Annotated in this window: 19 protein-coding genes; 11 read left to right on the top strand and 8 right to left on the bottom strand. The window is 62.6% G+C overall.

Annotated features, from left to right (window positions below; all coding sequences use genetic code 11):
• Positions 1 to 60: 60 nt before the first annotated feature.
• From AB4Y32_RS19810 to AB4Y32_RS19800, 3 genes are all read left to right on the top strand, one after another.
• Complete coding sequence (locus tag AB4Y32_RS19810; protein WP_368722963.1) at positions 61 to 1,317, top strand: aromatic ring-hydroxylating oxygenase subunit alpha; 1,257 nt, start codon at positions 61 to 63, stop codon at positions 1,315 to 1,317.
• A gap of 14 nt (positions 1,318 to 1,331) precedes the next feature.
• A complete protein-coding gene (locus AB4Y32_RS19805; protein WP_368722962.1) occupies positions 1,332 to 2,462 on the top strand; it encodes a 2Fe-2S iron-sulfur cluster-binding protein in 1,131 nt (376 codons plus the stop codon).
• A gap of 341 nt (positions 2,463 to 2,803) precedes the next feature.
• Positions 2,804 to 4,162 (top strand): aspartate aminotransferase family protein, encoded by a 1,359-nt coding sequence (locus AB4Y32_RS19800; RefSeq protein WP_368722961.1) that lies wholly within the window; start codon positions 2,804 to 2,806, stop codon positions 4,160 to 4,162.
• 270 nt (positions 4,163 to 4,432) lie between these two features.
• Here AB4Y32_RS19800 and AB4Y32_RS19795 read toward each other — a convergent pair whose 3' ends face one another.
• The 4 genes from AB4Y32_RS19795 to AB4Y32_RS19780 form a co-directional block, all read right to left on the bottom strand.
• Entirely contained in the window at positions 4,433 to 5,410 is a 978-nt protein-coding gene (locus AB4Y32_RS19795) for a sulfonate ABC transporter substrate-binding protein (RefSeq protein WP_368722960.1), read from the bottom strand.
• A gap of 150 nt (positions 5,411 to 5,560) precedes the next feature.
• A complete protein-coding gene (locus AB4Y32_RS19790; RefSeq protein WP_368722959.1) occupies positions 5,561 to 6,388 on the bottom strand; it encodes a MetQ/NlpA family lipoprotein in 828 nt (275 codons plus the stop codon).
• A 193-nt stretch (positions 6,389 to 6,581) separates the two neighbouring features.
• The gene (locus AB4Y32_RS19785) at positions 6,582 to 7,052 is read right to left on the bottom strand and encodes a VOC family protein (protein ID WP_368722958.1); all 471 of its coding nucleotides are present in this window, start codon (positions 7,050 to 7,052) and stop codon (positions 6,582 to 6,584) included.
• 453 nt (positions 7,053 to 7,505) lie between these two features.
• A complete protein-coding gene (locus AB4Y32_RS19780) occupies positions 7,506 to 8,393 on the bottom strand; it encodes a LysR family transcriptional regulator (RefSeq protein WP_368722957.1) in 888 nt (295 codons plus the stop codon).
• Between the two features lie 230 nt (positions 8,394 to 8,623).
• Here AB4Y32_RS19780 and AB4Y32_RS19775 point away from each other — a divergent pair, with 230 nt between their 5' ends.
• Entirely contained in the window at positions 8,624 to 9,805 is a 1,182-nt protein-coding gene (locus AB4Y32_RS19775; RefSeq protein WP_368722956.1) for an MFS transporter, read from the top strand.
• A 93-nt stretch (positions 9,806 to 9,898) separates the two neighbouring features.
• Here the strand turns inward: AB4Y32_RS19775 and AB4Y32_RS19770 are convergent, their stop codons facing one another.
• The 3 genes from AB4Y32_RS19770 to AB4Y32_RS19760 form a co-directional block, all read right to left on the bottom strand.
• Positions 9,899 to 10,168, bottom strand: a complete 270-nt coding sequence (locus AB4Y32_RS19770) for a DUF1488 family protein (protein ID WP_368722955.1) — start codon at positions 10,166 to 10,168, stop codon at positions 9,899 to 9,901.
• A gap of 45 nt (positions 10,169 to 10,213) precedes the next feature.
• The gene (locus AB4Y32_RS19765) at positions 10,214 to 10,393 is read right to left on the bottom strand and encodes a hypothetical protein (protein WP_368722954.1); all 180 of its coding nucleotides are present in this window, start codon (positions 10,391 to 10,393) and stop codon (positions 10,214 to 10,216) included.
• A 521-nt stretch (positions 10,394 to 10,914) separates the two neighbouring features.
• Positions 10,915 to 13,341, bottom strand: a complete 2,427-nt coding sequence (locus AB4Y32_RS19760; protein ID WP_368722953.1) for a glucose/quinate/shikimate family membrane-bound PQQ-dependent dehydrogenase — start codon at positions 13,339 to 13,341, stop codon at positions 10,915 to 10,917.
• A 669-nt stretch (positions 13,342 to 14,010) separates the two neighbouring features.
• Between AB4Y32_RS19760 and AB4Y32_RS19755 the strand changes: the two genes are divergently transcribed.
• Positions 14,011 to 14,235 (top strand): hypothetical protein, encoded by a 225-nt coding sequence (locus AB4Y32_RS19755; RefSeq protein ID WP_368722952.1) that lies wholly within the window; start codon positions 14,011 to 14,013, stop codon positions 14,233 to 14,235.
• A 225-nt stretch (positions 14,236 to 14,460) separates the two neighbouring features.
• Here the strand turns inward: AB4Y32_RS19755 and AB4Y32_RS19750 are convergent, their stop codons facing one another.
• Positions 14,461 to 14,733 carry a hypothetical protein gene (locus AB4Y32_RS19750; RefSeq protein WP_152765604.1) on the bottom strand — a complete coding sequence of 91 codons (273 nt, stop codon included), beginning with the start codon at positions 14,731 to 14,733 and terminating at the stop codon, positions 14,461 to 14,463.
• 445 nt (positions 14,734 to 15,178) lie between these two features.
• Between AB4Y32_RS19750 and mscL the strand changes: the two genes are divergently transcribed.
• The 6 genes from mscL to AB4Y32_RS19720 all read left to right on the top strand — a co-directional run bounded on the left by mscL (position 15,179) and on the right by AB4Y32_RS19720 (position 21,446).
• Positions 15,179 to 15,625, top strand: coding sequence for a large conductance mechanosensitive channel protein MscL (gene mscL, locus AB4Y32_RS19745; RefSeq protein WP_368722951.1), 447 nt, complete (start codon positions 15,179 to 15,181; stop codon positions 15,623 to 15,625).
• A gap of 127 nt (positions 15,626 to 15,752) precedes the next feature.
• Positions 15,753 to 15,893, top strand: coding sequence for a hypothetical protein (locus AB4Y32_RS19740; RefSeq protein ID WP_160111715.1), 141 nt, complete (start codon positions 15,753 to 15,755; stop codon positions 15,891 to 15,893).
• 473 nt (positions 15,894 to 16,366) lie between these two features.
• Positions 16,367 to 16,777, top strand: coding sequence for a hypothetical protein (locus AB4Y32_RS19735; protein ID WP_368722950.1), 411 nt, complete (start codon positions 16,367 to 16,369; stop codon positions 16,775 to 16,777).
• 66 nt (positions 16,778 to 16,843) lie between these two features.
• The gene (locus AB4Y32_RS19730; RefSeq protein WP_368722949.1) at positions 16,844 to 17,542 is read left to right on the top strand and encodes a response regulator transcription factor; all 699 of its coding nucleotides are present in this window, start codon (positions 16,844 to 16,846) and stop codon (positions 17,540 to 17,542) included.
• 113 nt (positions 17,543 to 17,655) lie between these two features.
• The gene (locus tag AB4Y32_RS19725) at positions 17,656 to 18,996 is read left to right on the top strand and encodes a FecR domain-containing protein (RefSeq protein WP_368722989.1); all 1,341 of its coding nucleotides are present in this window, start codon (positions 17,656 to 17,658) and stop codon (positions 18,994 to 18,996) included.
• Entirely contained in the window at positions 18,996 to 21,446 is a 2,451-nt protein-coding gene (locus AB4Y32_RS19720; RefSeq protein WP_368722948.1) for a CHASE2 domain-containing protein, read from the top strand. The genes AB4Y32_RS19725 and AB4Y32_RS19720 overlap by 1 nt, the downstream gene beginning before the upstream one ends.
• Positions 21,447 to 21,483 lie beyond the last annotated feature (37 nt).

The raw sequence follows: 21,483 nt of genomic DNA, 5'->3' as shown, positions 1-21,483 counted from the left end.
TACTCAAGTCATAGCGGGAACAACCGAAGTCCCGAGACCCCTGACGATTGGAGAACGGCGATGTCTGAAGTGCAACTCAAAACCCATGGCGAGCTGATTCGAAGCCGACAGTCCGGCCACGGCATGTCCGGCGAGCTGTTTGGCCGCCAGGACGTTTTCGAAACGGACGTCGACGTATTCTTTCACAAGCACTGGATTCTGGTCGGGGTCACGGCGGATGTACCAGAGCCGGGCGACGTTTCGACCGTCGACATCGGCAAGGCTTCCATCATCATCGTTCGCGACGACGACGAGAACATTCGGACGTATCGCAACGTCTGTCGCCATCGCGGCGCGCGCCTCAAGGAAGCCGGAAAGTCGACCGTGGGCATGCTGGTTTGCCCTTATCACCAATGGACGTACGACCTTGACGGAAGCTTGCGTCATACGGCGCACATGGGAAAGAATTTCGACCCGACGTGCCGCAGCCTGATTCCCGTGCACACGAAGATTATCGGCACGCACATCTTCGTGTGTCTCGACGAGAACGCGCCCGCGGACATCGCGAAGCTGGAAGAGACGATGACGCTGCGTTTCGCGCCGTACGATCTGCAAAACACGAAGATTGCCTTTGAGCAGGAGATCATCGAGAACGGCAACTGGAAGCTCGTCATTGAGAACAATCGCGAGTGCTACCACTGCCAGGGCACACATCCGGAACTGACGGCATCGTTCCTGCCGGAAGACTTTGGCTTCTGTCCAGAGAACCTCAGCGAAGAATCGCTTCGCGAACTCGAAGACTACAAGGCGCGCAACGCAACGTGCCAGGCAAGCTGGGAGCGCGATGGGTTCATCGGCGAAACCGTCGAGTGGCTCGACGAAGATGCGGTTACCCAGTTTCGCACGCAACAACTGGTCATCGCCGGCGATGGCGAGTCGCAAACGATCAGCACCAGAGTGGCGAGCACGAAGCTGTTCGGCAATATCACGCGACGCGATCTCGGCGACCAGCACCTGTGGACACACAATTCGTGGACGCACGTGATGAGCGACCACGCGGTCATCAGCTACATCATTCCGCTTGGGCCCGACAAGACACTGGTGCGTTCCAAGTGGCTCGTTCATGCCGATGCCGTCGAAGGCGTCGACTACAACGTCAAGGATCTGACCGAAGTCTGGATGGCGACCAACATGCAGGACAAGCATCTCGTCGAAATCACGCACGAAGGGACGCAAGATCCGGCATACGCGCCGGGCGTGTTCTCGCCGTTCACGGAAGCGTACGTCGACCAGTTTTCGCGCTGGTATGCAGCGCGATTGAACGCACACGGAATCTGAGCAGAGTTACCGCGATGAATTGCGTAGAAAGAATGTTCGACCGCGCGCCGGAAGCTGTCGATCGACTCACCAGTACTTGCACTTGGGAGAACGGTGCACGGCAGTGGCCGAGCAGTGAACAGCAGACGCTGACATGCTGCCGCGTCACCGACGAAACTCACGACGTCAAGAGCTTTGAGTTTCGCACGGAGGATGGCTTGCCTGTGCGCTTCGAGCCGGGCCAGTTCATGACGGTGTCGGCGATTGTGCAGGGCCAAACGGTCGAACGCTGCTACACGATTTCTTCGCCGCCGACGCGCCCGTACCTGGTGTCGATTACCGTCAAGCGGGTGCCTGGTGGCGTCATGTCGAACTGGCTTCACGACAACATGAAACCCGGAGGCGAGTTGCGATCGTACGGTCCGTCCGGAACCTTCACGTCCACAGCTTCTGCTGCGCCCAAGTCGCTCTATCTGTCGGCGGGTTCGGGAGTGACACCGCTGATGTCGATGACCCGGGCGAGCGTCGACCTCGGTCTCGATCGGGACATCGCATTCGTGCACAGCGCGAGGACGCCCGCCGATATCGTCGTTCGCGACGAACTGCATAGGTTGGCGAAACTATCGCCGCGACTGAAGCTGTTCTTCGTATGCGAAGGCGTCGGTGAAGAAAGCGATTGGGCAGGCGCGACGGGCAGGCTGAGTCTCCCGCTTCTGTCGGAGTGGTTGCCCGATTACGCAGACCGCGAGGTATTCACGTGTGGTCCCGCCGGCTACATGTCGGCAGTCAGGGATTTGCTTCGCGTAGGCGGACATGACCCGGCGCGTTATCACCAGGAAAGCTTCGACATTTCAGCGGGCGACGCGGCTGAACCTGCATCGCAGAAGAGCGATGCGGCTAAGGAAACGTTCACGGTCAAACTCTCACGCTCATCGAAGACGTTCACGATCGGTCCATCCGAAACGGTGCTTGCCGCCGCGAAAAAGGCGGGGGTTGCAATCGCTTCATCGTGCAGCCAGGGCGTATGTGGCACGTGCAAGACCAAGGTACTCGAAGGCACAGTGGATATGAAACATAACGGCGGGATTCGGGACCGGGAAGTCCAGAAAGGCTTCCGGCTGCTGTGTTGCAGCCGCCCCACCTCGGATCTGGTGCTGGAGCTTTGATCGTCCATCCTGGCAAGCCCGCGCCGGCGCGTGGCGAGCGTTGCGCAAGGACCGTTGTACGTCGGTCACGCAAGTCCCCTTGAGCGCGAGGTGAACCGACCGCGCCTGTTCGAATGCAATTCAATGGCGGGTTGTTGGCGTTCGATACCGACATGGTCGGACCCAACGAGCAGCAGGTCGTCCTCACAGAGGGCGGTTGTGTGCCGCTCACATCATGCAGCCTGGAAGCGGACTGGCTCCAGGAACAATAAAATGAGCGATCAAAAGAGCAATCAAAGCGCCATTTCAGCAAATCGCCATGAAAGGGGTACACAATGGACGCAACGACGACGAGCGAAGTCTTGCAGGACGCCGCTCAACGAGCCGTCACCTACCTGCAAACCGTTCGCCATCGTCCCGTGATCGCATCGCCCGAGGCGCTGCAACGTCTCGACGAATTGAAGCATCCGCTTCCGCAGCGAGGTGTGGATGCACGCGAGGTGGTGCGTCGCCTCGATGAGATCGGCTCTCCCGCGACGATCGCTACTGCGGGTGGACGGTATTTCGGTCTGGTCATCGGCGGTGCGCTGCCGGCTACCGTTGCTGCGAACTGGCTGGCTGCGGCGTGGGACCAGAACGCCAGCTTTCGGTGGACGTCCCCGATCGCCGCGACGCTAGAGGACGTATCGCTGCAATGGTTGACGGACCTCTTCGGATTGCCGGACGGCATCGGCGGCGCGTTCGTCACGGGCGCCTCGATGGCTAACCTGGCTGGGTTGGCGTCCGCACGCCACGCGCTTCTCGCCCGACAAGGCTGGGACGTGGAAGCGCGAGGGCTCTATGGCGCGCCCGAGCTGAGGGTGGTCGTCAGCGACGAAGTTCACGTGACCGTGTTGAAAGCACTCTCGTTGCTCGGTCTCGGTCGCGAACGTGTGATTCGTGTGCCGACCGATCGCCAGGGGCGACTGCGGATCGATCGTCTTCCGGAACTGGATGACCGCACGATTGTTTGCATCCAGGCCGGCAACGTGAACACCGGCAACTTCGATCCTGCTGCGGAGGTCTGTCGCCGGGCCAGGGAAGCCGGGGCATGGGTGCATGTCGATGGCGCCTTTGGTCTTTGGGCGCTGTCGAGTCCTCGCGTCGCTGCATTGGCCGAGGGACTGAGCGAGGCCGATTCATGGGCGACGGACGCGCACAAATGGCTCAACGTTCCCTATGACAGCGGCATTGTTCTTGTCCGCAAGCCGGCCGATCTCCATGCGGCGATGTCGGCCAGCGCCGCGTATCTCGGCGCGGATATCGAAGGCGATCGCGAGCCGTCGTACTACACTCCCGAATCATCGAGGCGAGCGCGCGGCGTCGAGGTATGGACCGCGCTTCTGAATCTCGGCCGCGATGGCATCGAAGATCTCATCGACAGGTCATGCCGCCATGCCCGAGCGTTCGCTCAAGGTCTCGCAGAGCATGGGTTCAAGATCCTCAACGAGGTCGTGTTGAATCAGGTGCTCGTCTCGTTCGGATCGCCTGAGGTCACGCAAGCCGTGATCGGCCGTCTTCAGGCCGAGGGCGTGTGCTGGTGTGGCGCAACCATATGGCAGGGTCGCAAAGCGATGCGCATTAGCGTCTCGAACTGGGCCACCACGGATGCGGATGTGCGACTTGGCATCGAGGCCATGCTTCGGGCCGCTGGGCAATCTGGGCGTGAACCGTCGGTGTAATCGAACGCCGATCGGCTGACGGCTCAGCGCCGGCAACGGTTGGCGAGCGAGAAAAGCTGCGAGGCGAACGTCGACTCGAAGCGCCCGATCGCGTAATCAGCCTGTTCTGGCATCAGCGCAACGAGACGGTGCCCGCGCACCACTGGTTGCGCGATCAACTGGTCGACATGTTCGCTTCGCCTGGGCTCGCCGCACAACGCGCGATTGCGGCTGCGGAAGAACGGCGGGCAGGCGCTGGCTAAATCGCGTGCGACGCGGTCGTCGCGTGCGCTACGCGAGATTCGGCGGTGCCGCTTTCAGCACATCGACGTGCTTCGGAATCAGGCCTAGGTCGAGGAAGGTATCCGCGATCTGTTGCTGCTCGCCGAGGATCGCGCGGGTAATCGGCTGCGTGCCGAACTGCTGGCGGCCGACTGCCGCATCGACTACGGGCTTCGGCAAGCCCCATAGCTGCGCCAGTTCGCTTGCCAGCTGATCCTTGTTCTGCTTGCCCCACTGATCGACCTTGTCGAGTTCTTCGATCAGAATCCGGATCACATCGGGGTTCTTCGCTGCATACGTCCGCGACGAAAAGTAGTACGCGCGATTGCCCACGACACCGCTCGCATCCGCAATCACGCGCGCACCCAGCGACTTCTCCGCCGCTGCGAAGAACGGGTCCCAGATGACCCACGCATCGATGGATGCCCGCTCGTATGCGGCCCGTGCATCGGCGGGCGCGAGAAAGACCAGGTTCACGTCGCTGTATTGCAGGCCATGCTGGCGCAGCAGCTTCACGAGAAAGTAGTGGACGTTGCTGCCCTTGTTGAGCGCAATTCTTTTTCCCTTCAGGTCCGCCACCGAGCGGATCGGCGATTGCGGCGGCACGAGCACGGCTTCGGACTGTGGCCGCGTGACCGTCGCTGCGACATACGCCAACGGCGCGCCCGCTGCCTGCGCGAAGATCGGCGGTGCTTCGCCGACGTCGCCGAAGTCGATCGAGCCGACGTTCAGCGCTTCCAGTTGCACGGGGCCCGCCGCGAACTCCGTCCAGCTCACCGATACGTTGAGGGGAGCGAGCCGCTTTTCGAGCGTGCCGCGTCCTTTGAGCAGATTCAGATAACCCTTTTGATTGCCGATGCGCAGCGTGCGCGGCGCACCTTGCGCAAACGAAGCTGGAACGACTGCAGCGGAAGCAGCCGCCGCAGCAGCACCGAGCGAAAGTTTCAGGAACGCGCGGCGATCGCGCGACGTATCGATCATGGACATGGAGAGAGATGGAGAGGAGAGGGTGAGTCTTCGCGAGCGAGCGTCGTCTTCTGTCGCGGGGGCGCGTGACTCGAAGCGCAGCTCGCAACCGTGGATGTGCGGCGGCCGCTCGTCATCATTCGAGCGGCGCCGCTTGCGCCGGACACGCTGTCAATGCTGTGGCGCGCCTTCCCATGCGGGCAGCGTCGCGCCGTCATAAACGGAGAGGATCGTCGAGGCGACATTGGCCTGCTGATAACTGTCGACCAGCGTCTTGACCCAAGGCGATTTCGCGTCTTTCGCGTTGACCGCGATGAAGTTGCGATACGGGTTGCCCGGCACTTTCTCCTGAGCGATGCGTTCCTGCGGAATCTGGATGCCGGCCTTGATCGCCCAGTCGGTATTGACGACGGCCGCGTCCAGATCGCCGATCGCACGGCCGACGATGCCCGCGTCGAGCTCCTTGATCTGGATGTGCTTCGGGTTGTCCGCGATGTCGCGAGCGGTCGGCAGCAGGCCGACGTCGGGGCGCAGCTTGATGAGCCCGTTCGCCTGCAACAGCAGCAGTGCGCGGCCTTCGTTGCTCGGATCGTTCGGCACGCCGATCGTCGCATTCTGCGGCAGCGCGGCGACCGATTTCACCTTGCGCGAGTAGAGTCCGATCGGCTGCACGTACGTGAAGCCGACGGGCACGATGTCGTAGTGGCGCGCTGCGATCTGCGCGTCGAGGTAGGGCTTGTGCTGAAACGAATTGGCGTCGAGATCGTGCTGCGCGAGCGCTTCGTTCGGCTGTGTGTAGTCGGAGAACGTCGTGATCTTGACGGTGATGCCATGCTTCGCCGCATTGGTTGCGACCGCGCGCCAGACGTCCTCGTCCTCGCCGGACATGATGCCGATACGCACTGTCTGACCGGCCGCGAGCGCCGGTTGTGCGCTCACGATGCCGCAAGTCAGCAGAAGGGAAAGGAGCGCGGCTTTGAGCGTCTTCGTTGTTCTCATAGGATCAAAGGTAATCGAAATTAGGATCACCAGATCGTAGAGAGGCGCTTGCGGCCACACAAATAATATCGAGCGCTATCGTTATCGCCGATAAGCGCAAATGAATTGGTTCGGCGATGCTAAGCCTTTTGCGCAGTACACGCTACGCCGCCGGCACGGCCCAGGCATCGATCAAGGCATTTAATCGCGCAGCTCAATCGAGCCGCGTCCGGGTGGTCAGCCCGCTCGCCTTGTCCCATTCTTCAGGCGTCATCTTTTGCACGGTGACGCCGAAGGTCCAGATGTGGCCCTCCGGGTCCTTTGCCCGATACGTTCGATCGCCGTAGAACTGGGTTTGCGGCTCCGTCAGGATCGTCGCGCCTGCCGCGCGCGCATGTGCGCAATGAGCGTCGATGTTTTCGCTCTCGGCGAGCTGCACATGCACGGACTGCGTGTTCTTGCCGCCGACCGAGCGCGGGCTCTTATGGTCATCGCTCCACTCGCTGCCGACCATGACGACGGAATCGCCATATGACATTTCAGAATGGGCGAGATTGCCGTCACTATCGAGGATCACGAACAGCGGCTCGAACCCAAATGCGGCTTCGAGCCAACGGAAAGCGGCCTTCGGGTCCTGATAGGAAACTGCGCTGGACAGTCCTTTGCTACGGTAGGCATCAGCCATGTCGATTCTCCTTTTGCCGTTGCACGGATAGCCCCGCCAGTTTCGCAATCTTTATCGAAGTCCGCCAGTCAATTCATGACGAGAAAGCGCAGTGCGGGCCATTCCATTTCGCCATAGGGGCGGCGAGTTTCCCGCTTGTAGAGGTGCGCAACCTATCATTGCTTTTTTCAATGATGCGTGACGGGAAGCACGTAAAAGAAACGTACGAGAAGATAGAAACCAGGTCTTCTCACATGCAACCGTATGGCGATTCATAGTCGCATCTTGCGGAAGGTGCTGCCGGTGAATGCTTCCGCAAGGAAATTCTTTCCGAAGGTCCTGTCTCGACATCTGGCAAGCGAGCCGATTGGTTTCAAACAGGCATAGACCACTTTTGTGTGCGAGGCCGTGCGCGTCGCGGGTGCGTAGCCCTTCGCGACGCCACGCGTTTTGGAGGCCAATACGCGGAGTCTGTCAGCGGCCGGGCCATTGTTCGACGAGGTAATCGACGAACGTCCGGATTTTCGGCGACGACAGCTTCGTTCGTTCGAACAGCACATGGACGGGCGTCGCGGGCGGTGCGTACTTTTCGAGCACGGGCCGCAGGCGTCCCGCCTCGATGTGGGCGGCGACCTGCCAGCCGGGCGCGCGCACGATGCCAGCGCCTTCAATCGACGCCGACACGAGCGCATCGAGGCTATTCATCCACAGACGCCCCGTCACGCTGATGCGCGAGCGCGTCGTGCCCGACTGGAAGCGCCAGTCGACGGGGCCCGGCGCGTCCGAGAAAACGAGGCAGTCGTGCTTGCGCAGATCCTCGGGCGCGCGAGGCGTGCCGCGCCGCGCCAGATACGCGGGCGCGGCACACACGACCATCTGGATGTCATCGAGCTTGCGCGCAACCAGACTCGAATCGGCCAGACGGCCCACGCGCACGGCAAGGTGCAGGCCCTCTTCGACGAGATTGACCACACGGTCGACGAGCATGAGGTCGACGGCGACATCCGGATGAAGCGCGAGAAAGCGCGGCAGCAGCGGTGCGATCACGAGCCGGCCAAGCAGGTTCGGCGCGCTGATCCGTAGACGCCCGGACAGCTTGCCGCGACCGGCCGACAGCGCACTGCCGAGTTCATCGACCTCGCCGAGTATCGCTTTTGCGCGGTCATACAGAATGCGTCCTTCGTCCGTCATCGCGAGGTTGCGCGTGGTGCGCCGGAGCAGTTGCGTGCCGAACTGCTCTTCCAGCGCCGAGACGTGCCTGCTGACCGAGGTCAACGACATCGGGATCGCGCGCGCAGCGGCGGACAGGCTTCCCGCCTCCACGACCCGCACGTAGACGTTCATTGCTTCAAAGCGGTCCATGATTCGAGCCTTCCGGATTTCGCAAGGGTGCTTGCCGATCGACAGGGATACCGGCGATTTCCGGGATAGTCTACATTCGCTGCATGGAACGGCAAGAGCCGATGCCGCGCCTTATCGTTGACGAGGTTGACGAGGTTGACGAGGTTGACGAGGTTGACGAGGTTGGCGGGATTGATGAGGCCGATGGGGCCATGCGTCGGCTCGCGTCCAGGCCTCGGGAGCGCGCAAGCATGAAACGTTCGATCTACTGGCTGATGGCAGCCGCGGCCGGCATCGTGGTCGCGAACAACTACTACAACCAGCCGTTGCTGGCCGAATTCGCGCTTGCGTTTCATGCGAGCGAGCGGCAGGCGGGAACGGTGTCGGTGGCCGCGCAGACGGGTTACGCGCTCGGCCTGCTGCTTTTCGTGCCGCTCGGCGACAAGCTCGAGCGCCGCTCGATGCTGCGCACGTTGCTATGCGTCGCAAGCCTGGCGCTCGTCGCCGTCGCGCTGTCTCCGACACTGAACTGGCTCGTGGCGGCCAGCTTCGTGACGAGTGTCGCTAGCGTCGCGCCGCAGTTGCTCACGCCCTTCGCGGCGCAACTGGCGGGGCCTCAGCAACGCGGCGAAGCGGTCGGCATCGTGATGTTCGGACTGTTGTGCGGCATCCTCGTGTCGCGCTCGATTTCCGGCACGATCGCCGGGCACTTCGGCTGGCGCGCCGTCTATTGGCTCGCGGCGTCCGCGATGCTCGTCACGGCTGTCGTGCTGTCGCGCATGCTGCCTCGCGGTCAGCCGAGCTACACGGGCACTTACCGCCACCTGATGGGCTCGCTGTGGACGCTCCTTCGCGAAGAGCCGCTCGTGCGTCAAACGTCGGCCATCGCGGCCCTTCAGTTCGCCGCATTCAGCGCGTTCTGGGCAACGCTGGCGTTTCACTTGCGCAGCATGGACGGGCACTACGGAAGCGAGGTGGCGGGGCTCTTCGGACTCGTTGGCGTAGCGGGTGCGCTCGCATCGACGAGCGCGGGCAAGCTCATCGATACGCGCAATCCGCGTCTCGTCGTGCTGGCGAGCGGCGCAATCTTCGTCGTGGCTTTCGCGATCCTCGCGCTGACGGGATCGACCATCGCGGGACTGGTCACCGGCGTGATCGTTCTGGACCTGGGATTGCAGAGCGGACACGTCGCGAACATGGCCCGCAACATGAGCATCAGAAGCGACGCCAGCAGCCGCATCAATACGCTTTATATGGCGATTCGGTTTGCGGGCGGCGCGCTCGGTTCGTCGTTGGGCATCCTGGCGTGGAGCGTATGGCAATGGCCGGGCGTGTGTGCCGTCGGACTGGCGCTCGGATGCGGGTCGCTGATGTTGCAGGCGGGACGGCAGCCGACGGATGAAACGGCGCATCGGCAACGATCACGCAGTTGATGCGGCCGGCGCAGCGGGCGATGGCACGTAAGGGCTGCTTTCGGCGCCGTTGGCCCGATCCGACGGACGCGCGATGCCTTAGCCGCGCACGCGTCAAGGACGCGCGAAATCGTCGGTGGTGAGTTCGATATGCGCGGCTTGATGCGCGAGAAGCTTGCGCTCCGCGATGGCCCGGATGCGGCCGTAGCCGTCGCGAAAAGTCTTCAGGACCCGCGCGTCGCTCGCCTTTGGCTCGAGCCAGAAGTACGCTTCGAGCGCAGCGATGCTGATCACGCATTCGACTGTGCTGTTCAGGTGTACAAGGCCGAAAGTCACGCCACGGCCATTCGCGAGCACCTGCGGTTCCAGATCAAGTGTTTCCATCGGAAGTCAGCGCGTTCAGGCGCGCTTTCTGGTTGAGTATCGGCTTCACGAATGGCTGTTCTTGATGCGCTCGACAGCCACGATCAGATACGGCACATACTCTTGCGGAAACTCGTCGCGCTCGCCCAGCCGTTCGAGCACATGAACGAGCACATAAGGAAGAATGCGCCTCGCCGGCTGTTCGTCCGAATCCACTGGCAGCGGCAAATCACGAATGCTCATCATCTGAGCACCTCTCTTCTGCGTCCTGGCGTCATTGCGCGGCGATCACCCGGCACTGCTTTTCGATCGCGGCTATGCGCCCTCAATTGTCAAACGGATTCTAGCCGCGCAGAAAGTGATTGCGGCGAACTGCGATATGTTCGAAAGCGCGACCTTTCGGACACGCCTGCCGATACTGGGTTTGACGCCGATGGATTTTCGCGGCACGCAGCGCGGAAGGAAGCGACAGGGATGGACAGGTCAGACATGAGACCGGCAATGCGTTCGAGCATCAACTATTCTCGATCGTGCCGAGGAAGGTCGAGCGCGTAGCGAATGGCTCGTTCGATCCTGTTTCGAACCTCACGCATCGCGGGCCGATCACGAATGCAATCGAACCGTTCCAGGCCTTCGGCAAGCGCGCGCCGGGTTGGATCAAGGTCGAACGAGAACCCTGAGCGGCGCCGAGCGCTCTTCGCGCAACGCTGATCGCAGCGTTAGCGGGCCGGCCATCCGTGAAGCCCGCTAACGATCACTGCCGCTCGTCACTTGTTGGGCAACGCATACGCGATCACATAGTCCCCGAGCTTCGTGCCGAACGAGCCATGCCCGCCCGCGGCAATGACCACGTACTGTTTGCCGTTCATCTCGTAGGTCATCGGCGTGGCCTGTCCGCCGGCGGGCAGGCGCGCGCGCCATAGCTCTTCGCCCGTGTCCGTGCTGAACGCGCGCAGATAGTTGTCGGCCGTCGCGCCGATGAAGAACACATGACCCGCCGTCGTGACCGGGCCGCCGAGCATCGGCATGCCCATCTTGAACGGCAGCGGAACAGGCGCGCTGTCGCGCACCGTGCCGATCCGCTTTTTCCACACGATCTGGTTCGTCTTCAGATCGAGCGCCGCGACGTAGCCCCACGCGGGCTGCTTGCACGGCAGTCCGACGGGCGACAGGAACGGATTCAGCGTCACGCCGAACGGCGTGCCGTATTGAGGCTGGATGCCGACCTCGGTGCCCGTGCCGGCGGGACCGGCCTCGGCTGGCTCGATGGGGTTGCCGGGGCCGCGCGGTATCAGCCGCGAGACGAACGGCAACGCGATCGGATTCGCAATCGCGATCTGCCGGTCCGTATCGACGGCGAGACCGCCCCATTCGAACATGCCGAGATTGCCCGGGAACACGAGCGTTCCCTGTTCGGACGGCGGCGTGAACGTGCCTTCATAGCGCAGCCGATGAAACATCACGCGGCACGCAAGCTGGTCGTACATCGTCGCGCCCCACATGTCGGCGCCCGTCAGGTTCTTCACTGGACGGAAGGTCAGTTGCGAGTATGGCTGCGTCGGCGATACATGGTCGCCTTTCGCAGCGCCTTGCGGCACGGGCTGCTCCGGCGCGGGCACGATCAGCCTGCCCGTGCGGCGATCGAGCACGAAGATGTTGCCCGTCTTCGCCGGCACGTAGATCGCGGGCACGACGTTGCCGCTGCTATCGGCGACATCCGCGAGCGTCGGCTGCGCGGGCACGTCCATGTCCCACAGATCGTGATGGACCGTCTGATAGAACCACGCGAGCTTACCCGTCGATGCGTGAAGCGCGAGCAGTCCGCTCGCATAGCGCTCGTTGTCGGGCGTGCGATCGCCGCCCCAGATGTCGGGCGTCGCCACGCCCATCGGCAGATAGACGAGATCGAGTTTCGCGTCATAGGCGGAAGGCGCCCATGAGTTCGGCGAGTTGTGTGTGAAGCTGTGCTGATCGTCGGGAATCTCGTTCGGCGTTTTGGAGCCGGGATCGAAGGCCCACACGAGCTTGCCCGTTTCGACGTCGAAGCCGCGTATCACGCCCGACGGCTCGCGCGTCGAATAGTTGTCGGTCACGGACCCCGCGACGACGATGATCTTGTCGGTGACGATGGGCGGCGATGTCGGTTCGTACTGGCCCGATGTGGTGACGGGTTGCAGGCGCTGGAGATCGAGGTCGCCGTTGTTGCCGAAGCCGGCGCAGCGTTGACCTGTTATCGCATCCAGCTCGAACAGATGGCCGTTGTTGACGGGCAGGATCACGCGCCGCGCACAAGCGGGCTGTGCGCTTTGCGCGCCGCCGCCGCTGGCGGCTGCCGTCTCGTGATACGACACGCCGCGACAGGTCACGTGCTGGAAGCTCGGGTCGGGCTTCAGGCCCGGATCAAAGCGCCACTTCTCCTTGCCCGTTGCGGCATCGAGTGCGAACAGGATCTGGTGCGGCGAGCAGAGATACAGCATGTCGCCGGCCTTGATCGGCGTCACTTCGTCCGTGATTTCGACGGGATCGTTCGGGCCTTTCTTGTCGCCTGTTTCGAATGTCCACGCGACTTGCAGGTCCTTCACGTTGTGCTGGTCGATCTGCGTGAGCGGCGAATAGCGGGTGCCCGCCTGCGTGCGGCCATACGCTGTCCAGTCCTGACGCGGGACATCCGTTTGCGCTGGCGCAGTTGCACTCGCAGCAACCGTGCCGTTGATCTGCTGCGAATCGTTGAACGCGGCATACGCGAGCGCAATGCCCGTGACGACGAGGCACGCGACGAGCGCGACCGCGCCGGCTCGCGTGGATGTGCCGAACGCATGAAAGATTGACGTTAGCAACAGCCACAGGCCGAACAGCACGAGGATGTCGGTGCGCGGCACGAGCGCCCAGAAGTCGAAGCCCGATTCGGCGATGGCCCACGCGAGCGTGCCGATCAGCAGCAGTGCGTAGAGCAGCAACGCGAGCCCATTGCGTCGATACGCAAGCCACGCGACGACGAGCAGTGCGATGCCCGCAGCCACGTAATAAGGCGACCCGCCGATCGCGACGAGCCACACTCCGCCAACGAGCAGATACAACCCGGACAGCGCGGCAAAGAGAACGCTCAGGCAGCTTGCGATGTTCAATGGGGACCCGGGCTTTGACGCGTCATCCGAAGAAGCCCTGGACGCGTCCGTTTTCGTTTCGTCGTTCATGCTGTATCCCTCCGGATCGTCAGCGTGCCGATACGAAATGCCTGTTCGGCGGGTATGCGCAAAACATGCGCGCGAGAATTCGATCTGCAACCTCGCGACTTAGCATCTGGCGAGCCCGGTGCCGCAGGCATCACAGGTCATAGGGGACTTCATGGGCAACGAAGCAAGCGGCGCGTGCCGGTGCGATCGTTGATGGCACGTTTTCGGGGTATCGAGTCTTCGTCAATGAACGCTTCAAGCGTGGGCAAAATTTTCAATCAACGGCATCGAGTGATGCGCAGGTTTGTTGATCGCGGCGACTGCACATGAACCTTGACGCGCATCCGTTGCGTTTCGATGCATACGATCCGCGCGACGCGTCGCACGCAATCTGGCTGTGCCTTTCGTCGATGCGCACGGTCAGCAAAAACTCATGCGACGAACAGATGCGCGGGCAACACACCGCCAGATGTTCAAAGATAGTTAAATCTGCATGATCACCGTTGCTGCTTGCGGGACAACGAACGAGAATGAAGTCGCGGTGACCGTACCGCAAGTGGCATTTAGAGCCGCAGCCGTGGCTGCGGCTTCTTTTTCTGCGTTGTGAATGAAGATGCCATTGGGAGCGTGACGGCAGCGCGTAATCGGCGTGGCTCGATGCGAATAACAGATCTTTTAAGGGAGCGTGGTATGGGAATCCTCGACAAGGTGGGCGAAATAGCGGGCGCGGTAGCGGCAGTCGAAGCGCTCGAAAAGGTTGATCCGGATGCAGGTCTGCTGACCAGGGCAGCGGCCGCCGTGGCAGGCTTCGAAGGCGCGGGCGCGCTGGAATCGCTGGTCGAAAAGAAGAAGGACGAAGCGCAAGAGGCAGCCGACGATCCTCAAGCGGATGACACTTCAGGTTCTCAGGCTTAACCGCGTCAGCATGCCAGCCGGTGCATGAGACGAAGGCGGTTGAAATCGTCGATGTGCTGGCTGCCTCGTATGAAGACTCACATTGCGGGAGAGTTGCAGCCGCGATTTGCAGCCGTGATGTCTTTCCCGATTATTCAATCACGATCATTCAAATAAGCCGAAGGGATTTGCCTCGCAAATCCCTTCGGCCTTCGACACATTCGCACGTCGCAAGTCGAGATGCCGCTATTGCGCGGCAGTGAGCCTGGGTCCCGGGCGCGTCGGCAGCGACACGTCCTGTTGTCCCTTGCGCTGGTCGGACACCGCCTCGATGCCCTTTCTCGTGACATCTTCGAGGAAGATAAGCCGCGACCGGTAGTACTCGGCGCGCAACTGTGCGTCGAGTACCTGCTGTTCGGCACGGAACAATTCCATGCGCAGTTCGTCCACCGCGCGCTCGGCCTGTTTCTCGGGCGTCGGCGCGTGGCGTGCCGCCCAGTTTGCAATCCACATCAGCATGATGAATCCCTCGCGTTATCGGACAACGTTGCGCAGGCTGCGAAGCTGTTGCACCGCTCGCTCACATACGACGATCGATTCCTGACGTCAAAAGACTACCAAAACCTGATGTGTTCGTTTTTTAAATAATGTTAGTGCAGTTTTCGCACGACGAGCATATGGCCGGCTTCTTCCCTTACGTCATTGCATCAAAGGTGCAAACGGGAATTGCCATTCGTGTTTGTTCGTCGACTTGACAATTGCTAAAAGAATTCGAATTGCGGATCTCATATAGTACCTACCGCAATTCGAATTTCTTCGAATACGAAGGCAATCAGGGAGAACTACCAGACTGGACTATCCAGCTTCCCGATGATCGTTGAAGTGTGCGAATGACGCGCAACGGTCATCAAACTGTCATGCAGACGTCATTGCAATTCGCTCGAAAAAAGACAAAGGAAAGTCGATGCGTATCGTTCAGGAATTCAAGGAATTTGCCCTCAAGGGCAACGTAATGGATCTCGCTGTCGGCGTCATCATTGGCGGTGCCTTTTCCGGCATCGTCAATTCGCTGGTGAAGGATCTGATCATGCCCGTGATCGGCGTCGCGACGGGCGGCCTCGACTTCTCGAACATGTTCGTACGCCTTGGCGACATACCATCCACCTTCAAGGGCAACCCGGACTCCTATAAAGATCTGCAGGCTGCCGGGGTCGCGGCGTTCGGTTACGGCTCGTTCATCACCGTGCTGATCAACTTCATCATCCTCGCTTTCATCATCTTCATGATGGTGAAGTTCATCAATCGCCTGCGCAACCCGGACCCGGTCGCTGCACCCGCACCCGCCGCGCCATCCGAAGACGTGCTGCTGCTGCGTGAGATTCGCGATGCCGTGACGGGCCGCGTTTCCTGAGTGTTCACTCCAGGCGCGACTCACAGCGCGACTCACAGCGCGACTGACAGCGAGACTCACAGCATTACCGAGGCCTTTCATTCGCAGCGCGCGCGCCTATTGCACGCTGCTTACTCGGATGGCGAAGATGAAGACCTGGAGAATCATCGGATTGTGCAGCATGGCGCTGGTCATTCTCGTCCTGTTCACGAGCATGTGCGTCATCCTGCAAGAAGGCGTGGCCGCGCGCGGCGCGGGTGGAACGCTGCCTCACGTCGTGCATCCGTAACTTATCTGCCGATCGGTTGCCCGTGCTTGCGGCAACCATCCGGCAGTTCGCCTGCCGCGAGCGGCGAGTCAGCGGGGACGCACGGGACGGCTGCGATCGATACGGCGTCGTCTGCTCAATTGTCGATCCAGTCGTTTCGTGACCGTCAGCCATTTGACAGATGATAGTGACAGATGGTGGCAACAGTTCAGCGCCCGCCCGGCGTGATCCGCTGCGAGCCATCACGGCCCGCGACAGGCGAGAGACGGCGGGCGCCCTCATCGACAGCGCCGCCTTGCGGGCGGCCTCTGCGGGCTAAAGCAATCGGTTAGGCGAACCGATCTAACAATCTTTAAATGATTTTATTGCGCCCTCTTTTTATACTGTGCGCAAAATTGTCAAAATCCATCGACGCCAGATGACAATTTTTTCGGGCTGCCAAGGCTAGCAGCACCGAGAGGGACTCGAATCGTCGTTGTTCACCGAGGGATCGGATGTTTTTCAGACCAGGCACTACGAGGATTCCGTTCAGGACCGGCAACGGGGCGCGCAAAGGCGGCAGCGACGGGCGGCGAATCGAGCTGGACCCGGCGAACGACTATCACGCTCGCGCGGCAACGGAAGCCTATGCGGATTCCTGTGCTTTGGACATGCCGTGGCTCGCCGAGTGGCTGCGCGATTCTGCGGCAGGCGATGGCGATGCCGGTCTGACGAATTGCGCATCGACGGTTCGCCGCGTGTTCGACCTCGCGCAGGAGTGTGCGTCGCGCGAGCCGGACTACGCGCACGCCGCGTGGGAGCATGTGAGGGTGGGTCTGGAGGCGGCGCTGAGCGCGCATCTGCGACGGAAGGAAAACGTCGACGACAAGGTGGCGGCCCTGAGTGGCGCTGGAGCAAAGGCATGACGGACAGCGCGTTCCCGGACGCGATGTGTCCATCGGCCCGATGAGTGATTTCGCGTGCGGGGTCTTATGAGAATTGCAGTGCTGGACGATGATGTGGCGCAAGCCGACTTCGTTTGTCAGTCGCTGGCGGTAGATGGGCACGATTGCCATGCTTTTGCTGAGGGCCAGGCGCTCGTGAAGCATTTGCGCCGTCAGACATTCGATCTGCTGGTGCTCGACTGGAACGTGCCCGACATGTCGGGCGAAGAGGTGCTGCGCTGGGTGCGTCAGACCTTGTCCGACCGTCTGCCCGTGCTGTTCATGACGAGCCGCAGCCGCGAGGCGGATATCGCAGCGATGCTCAACAAGGGCGCCGACGACTATGTCGTCAAGCCCGTCGCGACGAGCGTGCTTCTCGCTCGCGTCAGATCGCTGCTGCGTCGCGCCTATCAGCTCAACCAGGCGGCGACGCGGGAAATCTTCGGGGAATTCGAGTTCGAGCTGGGATCGAAGCAGGTGGTCGCTCGCGGTCTGCCCGTCACGTTGACGCAGAAGGAATTCGAACTCGCGCTGCTGCTGTTCCGGCATCTGAGCCAGCCGCTATCGCGCGCGCATATCCTCGAAGCGATCTGGAGACAGGACATCGACATTCCGTCGCGCACGATGGACACGCACGTATCGATGCTGCGCGCAAAGCTCGGTCTTCGCCCTGAGAAGGGCTATCGGCTCACGCCCATCTACGGCTACGGCTACCGGCTCGAACGGCTCGAAAAGGGGGATGCGTGACGGTTGCCGTAGCGGACATCGCACCGCGCGTGCCGTCGCCGCCGCTGTCGTCGCTGCGGCGCGTTTTCGTCCGGACGGCGCCATTCGCGTTGCGCGGCATCATTGGGTGCGTGATGGCCGCGCTGGCGCTGCTGCCCGCATGCGCCGACGCGCAAACGGCCGTCAAGCATGCGCCCGCTGCATCCACGGTCTACGTGGCGCGTGCCGGGGACACGCTATACGACGTCGCCGATCGCTACCTGCGCGACCGGCGCGACTGGGTCGTGCTTCGTAAGCTCAATCACGTCGAGGACCCGCTTCATCTACAGCCGGGCGCGAAGCTGATCCTGCCCGTCGCGTTGCTGAAGCAGGAGCCCAGGACCGCACGCGTCGTCGCGATGAGCGGTCCCGCCGAACATGCGTTCCGTCATAACGCGTTCGTGCCTGTCACCGTCGGCATGACGCTCGTCGAAGGCGACCGCGTGCGCACGGGCCACAACGGCTTCGTCACGCTGGAACTCGACGACGGCTCGCATCTGTCGGTGCCCCAGGACAGCACGATCGAGATCGGCACGCTGCGGCAGACCGTGCTGACGGGTTCGCAGGATCGCGTGATCGACCTGAGGCAAGGCGAGGTCGACAGCGAGGTCACGCATGCGACGAAGAAGGACGATCGCTTTCAGATCCGCTCGCCGTCGGTGGTGGCGGGCGTGCGCGGCACCCGCTTTCGCGTGAGCTACGACGGCGGCGAGCAGTCGACGGCCGTCGCCGTGCTCGATGGTGCCGTCGGCGTCGATGCGGCGCGTCTGCGGCCGCGTGCGCCGGGCGTGCCGCTGCAGGCGTCGACGCAACTGATTGGCGCGAAGTTCGGCAACGTCACGCGCGCGACGGGCAGCGTCGGCGCGCCCGTGGCCTTGCTGCCGGCGCCCGCGCTCGCGGAACCCGGCAAGGTGCAGGACACGAAGGACGTCTCGTTCGCTATCGTGCCGTCCGACAAAGCCCGCGCGTATCGCGTGCAGATCGCGCGCGACGCCGACCTGTTCGACCTGATACGCGACCAGCGCGTGAGCGCGCCGCACTCAACGTTCGAAGACTTGCCGGACGGCAACTACTTCGTGCGCATTGCGTCGATCGACGACATCGGCCTCGAAGGCTTGCCGCAGATCTACGCATTCGAGCGCCGCCAGTTCTCACTCGACGCGTCGGCGGGACAACGCCCCGGCAGCCGTGACTTCGAGTTCCGCTGGCTGTCGGCGAGCCGTCCGGGTGTCGAGACGCGGTTCCGCTTCGTGCTGGCCACCACCGACGATTTGCGCGAGCCGATCGTCGATCGCACGGATCTCACGGTGGGACAGATCGTCGTGTCCGATTTGCCGCCGGGTGTCTACTACTGGACCGTGATCGCCGAGCAGTTCGAGCACGGCCGGCTCTATCAGAAGGGAAGTTCCGTCCGCTCGTTTACACTGGCCCGGTGATGACCACGGGCGGCCCGCGCATGAGCTTCGATCCGCGCATACGTCTTGGGCGGCCAGTTGGGCGCCGCTTCCTGTTCGAATGGCTGTGCATCGGCTTCTTCGGCGTCGTGGTCGTTCTGCTCGGTTCGCCCGGCAGGCTGACTGTGAGCGCCGATCATCTCGTCTATGACCGCTTCCTGCGCTGGCGAGCGCAACCCGTGCTGCCCGATATCGCCGTCGTCGAAATCGACAACGCGAGCATCGCGCGGCTCGGGCGCTGGCCCTGGCCGCGCGCCGTGCATGCGCGGCTGCTGGACGAAATCGCGAAGGCGCAACCCGCTGCCGTGGTCTACGACGTGCTCTTCACCGAGCCGGCCGAAGACGATGCGCAACTCGCGCGATCGATCGCCGCGAACCCGACGTGGCTGCCCGTTCTCCTGACGCCTGAAGATGCGAGCGGCGCGCGCGTCGCAGTCAAGCCCGTCGAGCCGCTCGCCCAGGCCGCCGCGGGGCTCGGTCATATCAACCTCGAAGTGGATGGCGACGGCATCGTGCGCAGTGTCGCGTTGTTCGAAGGCGATGCGCATATGCGCTGGCCGCAGCTGATGGTGCCCGTATGGCGCGCGATCAGGCAGGGCAAGCTGAAGCTCGCGGACGATCGCGGCACCGCTGCGGCGTCGCCGGATCGAACGAGCGTCGATGGCGATGGGGAAGGGCGCTATCTGATTCCATTCAGCCCGCTCGCGCAGTCGTATCCGAAGATTTCGTTCGCGACCGTGCTCGATGGCCAGGTGCCGCAAGACATGCTGCGCGGAAAGATCGTGGTGATCGGCGTGACGGCATCGGGGCTCTACGACAGGTTTTCTACACCCGTATCGGGTCGGCTCGGCCCGTTGCCGGGCGTCTATATTCACGCGAACGTGCTCGATATGCTCGTGACGGGGCGCGAGATCGAGCCCGCGAGCGAGGCGCTCGTGTGCGCCGCGTCGCTCGTGCCGCTCGGCGTGCTGCTCGCGGGCTTGCTGGTGCTGTCGCCGCTGCGTTCGCTGCTGATGACGCTCGTGCTCTGCGTAGCGATGGTGGCGGGCAGCGCGGCGCTCCTGTACGGACTGCGGCTCTGGATTTCGCCCGTGCCCGCCATCGTCGGACTGATCGCTGTGTACCCGATGTGGAACTGGCGTCGGCTCGAAATGACGATGTCGTATCTGCGCAAGGAACTGCAGCGCCTCGCCGACGAGCCCTATCTGTTGCCCGAAGCGCCGCATCGCAGCCGCGAGTTCGGCGGCGACGTGCTCGCGCAGCACATGGCGCTGATGGCGCAGGCGGCGCGGCGCGTGCAGGACATGAAGCGCTTCGTGTGGGACAGCCTCGACAGCGTGCCCGAGCCGATTCTCGTAAGCGATGTGCGCGGTATCGTGCTGATCGCGAACCATGCAGCGAAGGCACACTTCGCGGGATTGGGCGCGCCGAGGCCCGAGGGGCGGCAGATGCGCGAAGTGCTCGGCAATCTCGTCTTCGTGAAGGCGATCGGTTCGAGCGCGGAGGCCGACGGCTTCGGGCACGCGCACTGGCCCGCGATACTCGATCCGGGGCGGATTGCGTTTGCCGGCATGATGGAGCAGGGCATCGAAGTGCGCGATCGCAACCAGCGCGATCACCTGTTGCGCTACGCAAGATGCACGAACGCGCAAGGCGAGGCGATCGGCTGGATTGCGGGCCTGGTCGACGTGACGGCCCTGCATGCGGCCGAGCGATTGCGTGAGGACGCGCTGCGCCTGCTGTCGCATGACATGCGCTCGCCGCAGGCATCGATATTGGCGCTCGTCGAGATCGAGCGGGCGCGCAAGCTCGAGTCCGACCGCATGCGCGATTTTCTGTGCCGCATCGAACGCTACGCGCAACGCGCGCTCACGCTCGCCGACGATTTCGTGCAGCTCGCGCGCGCGGAATCGCAGGCCTATGTGCTCGAGCCCGTGAGCCTCGTCGAACTCGTGATCGATGCCAGCGACGAGGTCTGGCCTCAGGCGCAAGCGAAGTGCATCCGCCTCGAAGCGGCGTACGACGAGCAGGGCGACGGCCACTGGATCAACGCGGACCGCTCGCTGATGACACGCGCGCTCGTGAACATCCTGAACAACGCAGTGAAATACAGTCCGACCGATACGCGCATCACGTGCACCGTCGCGCAGGAGCGCGGTGCTTCGGGCGCATCGCCGGCGCGCGTGAGCTGCACGATCCGCGACGAGGGCTATGGCATTTCAACCGAAGATCAGGCGCATCTGTTCGAGCGCTTTCAGCGCTTTCACGAAGCCGAGCGGCCGGAAGTGGCCGGCACGGGGCTCGGCATGGCCTTCGTGAAGGCGGTCGTGACGCGGCACGGCGGCGATGTGTGCGTCGAGAGTGCGCCGGGCAAAGGGACGGCCTTCACGATTTCTCTGCCCGTGCTCGACGAAGCCGACGCGCACGCATGAACGGCGCACGAACATGAACGGTACGCGAACTCTACTC

It is taken from the genome of Paraburkholderia phymatum (assembly GCF_040965635.1).
GTDB classification, from domain to species: Bacteria; Pseudomonadota; Gammaproteobacteria; order Burkholderiales; family Burkholderiaceae; genus Paraburkholderia; species Paraburkholderia phymatum_B.
This window is presented reverse-complemented; position numbering and strand designations above follow the sequence as displayed.

Excerpts from the sequence above, each read along its gene's own strand:
- AB4Y32_RS19810 (WP_368722963.1), top strand. The coding sequence starts at position 61 with ATGTCTGAAGTGCAACTCAAAACCCATGGCGAGCTGATTCGAAGCCGA.
- AB4Y32_RS19805 (WP_368722962.1), top strand. The coding sequence starts at position 1,332 with ATGAATTGCGTAGAAAGAATGTTCGACCGCGCGCCGGAAGCTGTCGAT.
- AB4Y32_RS19795 (WP_368722960.1), bottom strand. The coding sequence starts at position 5,410 with ATGTCCATGATCGATACGTCGCGCGATCGCCGCGCGTTCCTGAAACTT.
- AB4Y32_RS19790 (WP_368722959.1), bottom strand. The coding sequence starts at position 6,388 with ATGAGAACAACGAAGACGCTCAAAGCCGCGCTCCTTTCCCTTCTGCTG.
- AB4Y32_RS19785 (WP_368722958.1), bottom strand. The coding sequence starts at position 7,052 with ATGGCTGATGCCTACCGTAGCAAAGGACTGTCCAGCGCAGTTTCCTAT.
- AB4Y32_RS19780 (WP_368722957.1), bottom strand. The coding sequence starts at position 8,393 with ATGGACCGCTTTGAAGCAATGAACGTCTACGTGCGGGTCGTGGAGGCG.
- AB4Y32_RS19775 (WP_368722956.1), top strand. The coding sequence starts at position 8,624 with ATGAAACGTTCGATCTACTGGCTGATGGCAGCCGCGGCCGGCATCGTG.
- AB4Y32_RS19770 (WP_368722955.1), bottom strand. The coding sequence starts at position 10,168 with ATGGAAACACTTGATCTGGAACCGCAGGTGCTCGCGAATGGCCGTGGC.
- AB4Y32_RS19765 (WP_368722954.1), bottom strand. The coding sequence starts at position 10,393 with ATGATGAGCATTCGTGATTTGCCGCTGCCAGTGGATTCGGACGAACAG.
- AB4Y32_RS19760 (WP_368722953.1), bottom strand. The coding sequence starts at position 13,341 with ATGAACGACGAAACGAAAACGGACGCGTCCAGGGCTTCTTCGGATGAC.
- AB4Y32_RS19755 (WP_368722952.1), top strand. The coding sequence starts at position 14,011 with ATGGGAATCCTCGACAAGGTGGGCGAAATAGCGGGCGCGGTAGCGGCA.
- AB4Y32_RS19750 (WP_152765604.1), bottom strand. The coding sequence starts at position 14,733 with ATGCTGATGTGGATTGCAAACTGGGCGGCACGCCACGCGCCGACGCCC.
- mscL (WP_368722951.1), top strand. The coding sequence starts at position 15,179 with ATGCGTATCGTTCAGGAATTCAAGGAATTTGCCCTCAAGGGCAACGTA.
- AB4Y32_RS19740 (WP_160111715.1), top strand. The coding sequence starts at position 15,753 with ATGAAGACCTGGAGAATCATCGGATTGTGCAGCATGGCGCTGGTCATT.
- AB4Y32_RS19735 (WP_368722950.1), top strand. The coding sequence starts at position 16,367 with ATGTTTTTCAGACCAGGCACTACGAGGATTCCGTTCAGGACCGGCAAC.
- AB4Y32_RS19730 (WP_368722949.1), top strand. The coding sequence starts at position 16,844 with ATGAGAATTGCAGTGCTGGACGATGATGTGGCGCAAGCCGACTTCGTT.
- AB4Y32_RS19725 (WP_368722989.1), top strand. The coding sequence starts at position 17,656 with ATGGCCGCGCTGGCGCTGCTGCCCGCATGCGCCGACGCGCAAACGGCC.
- AB4Y32_RS19720 (WP_368722948.1), top strand. The coding sequence starts at position 18,996 with ATGACCACGGGCGGCCCGCGCATGAGCTTCGATCCGCGCATACGTCTT.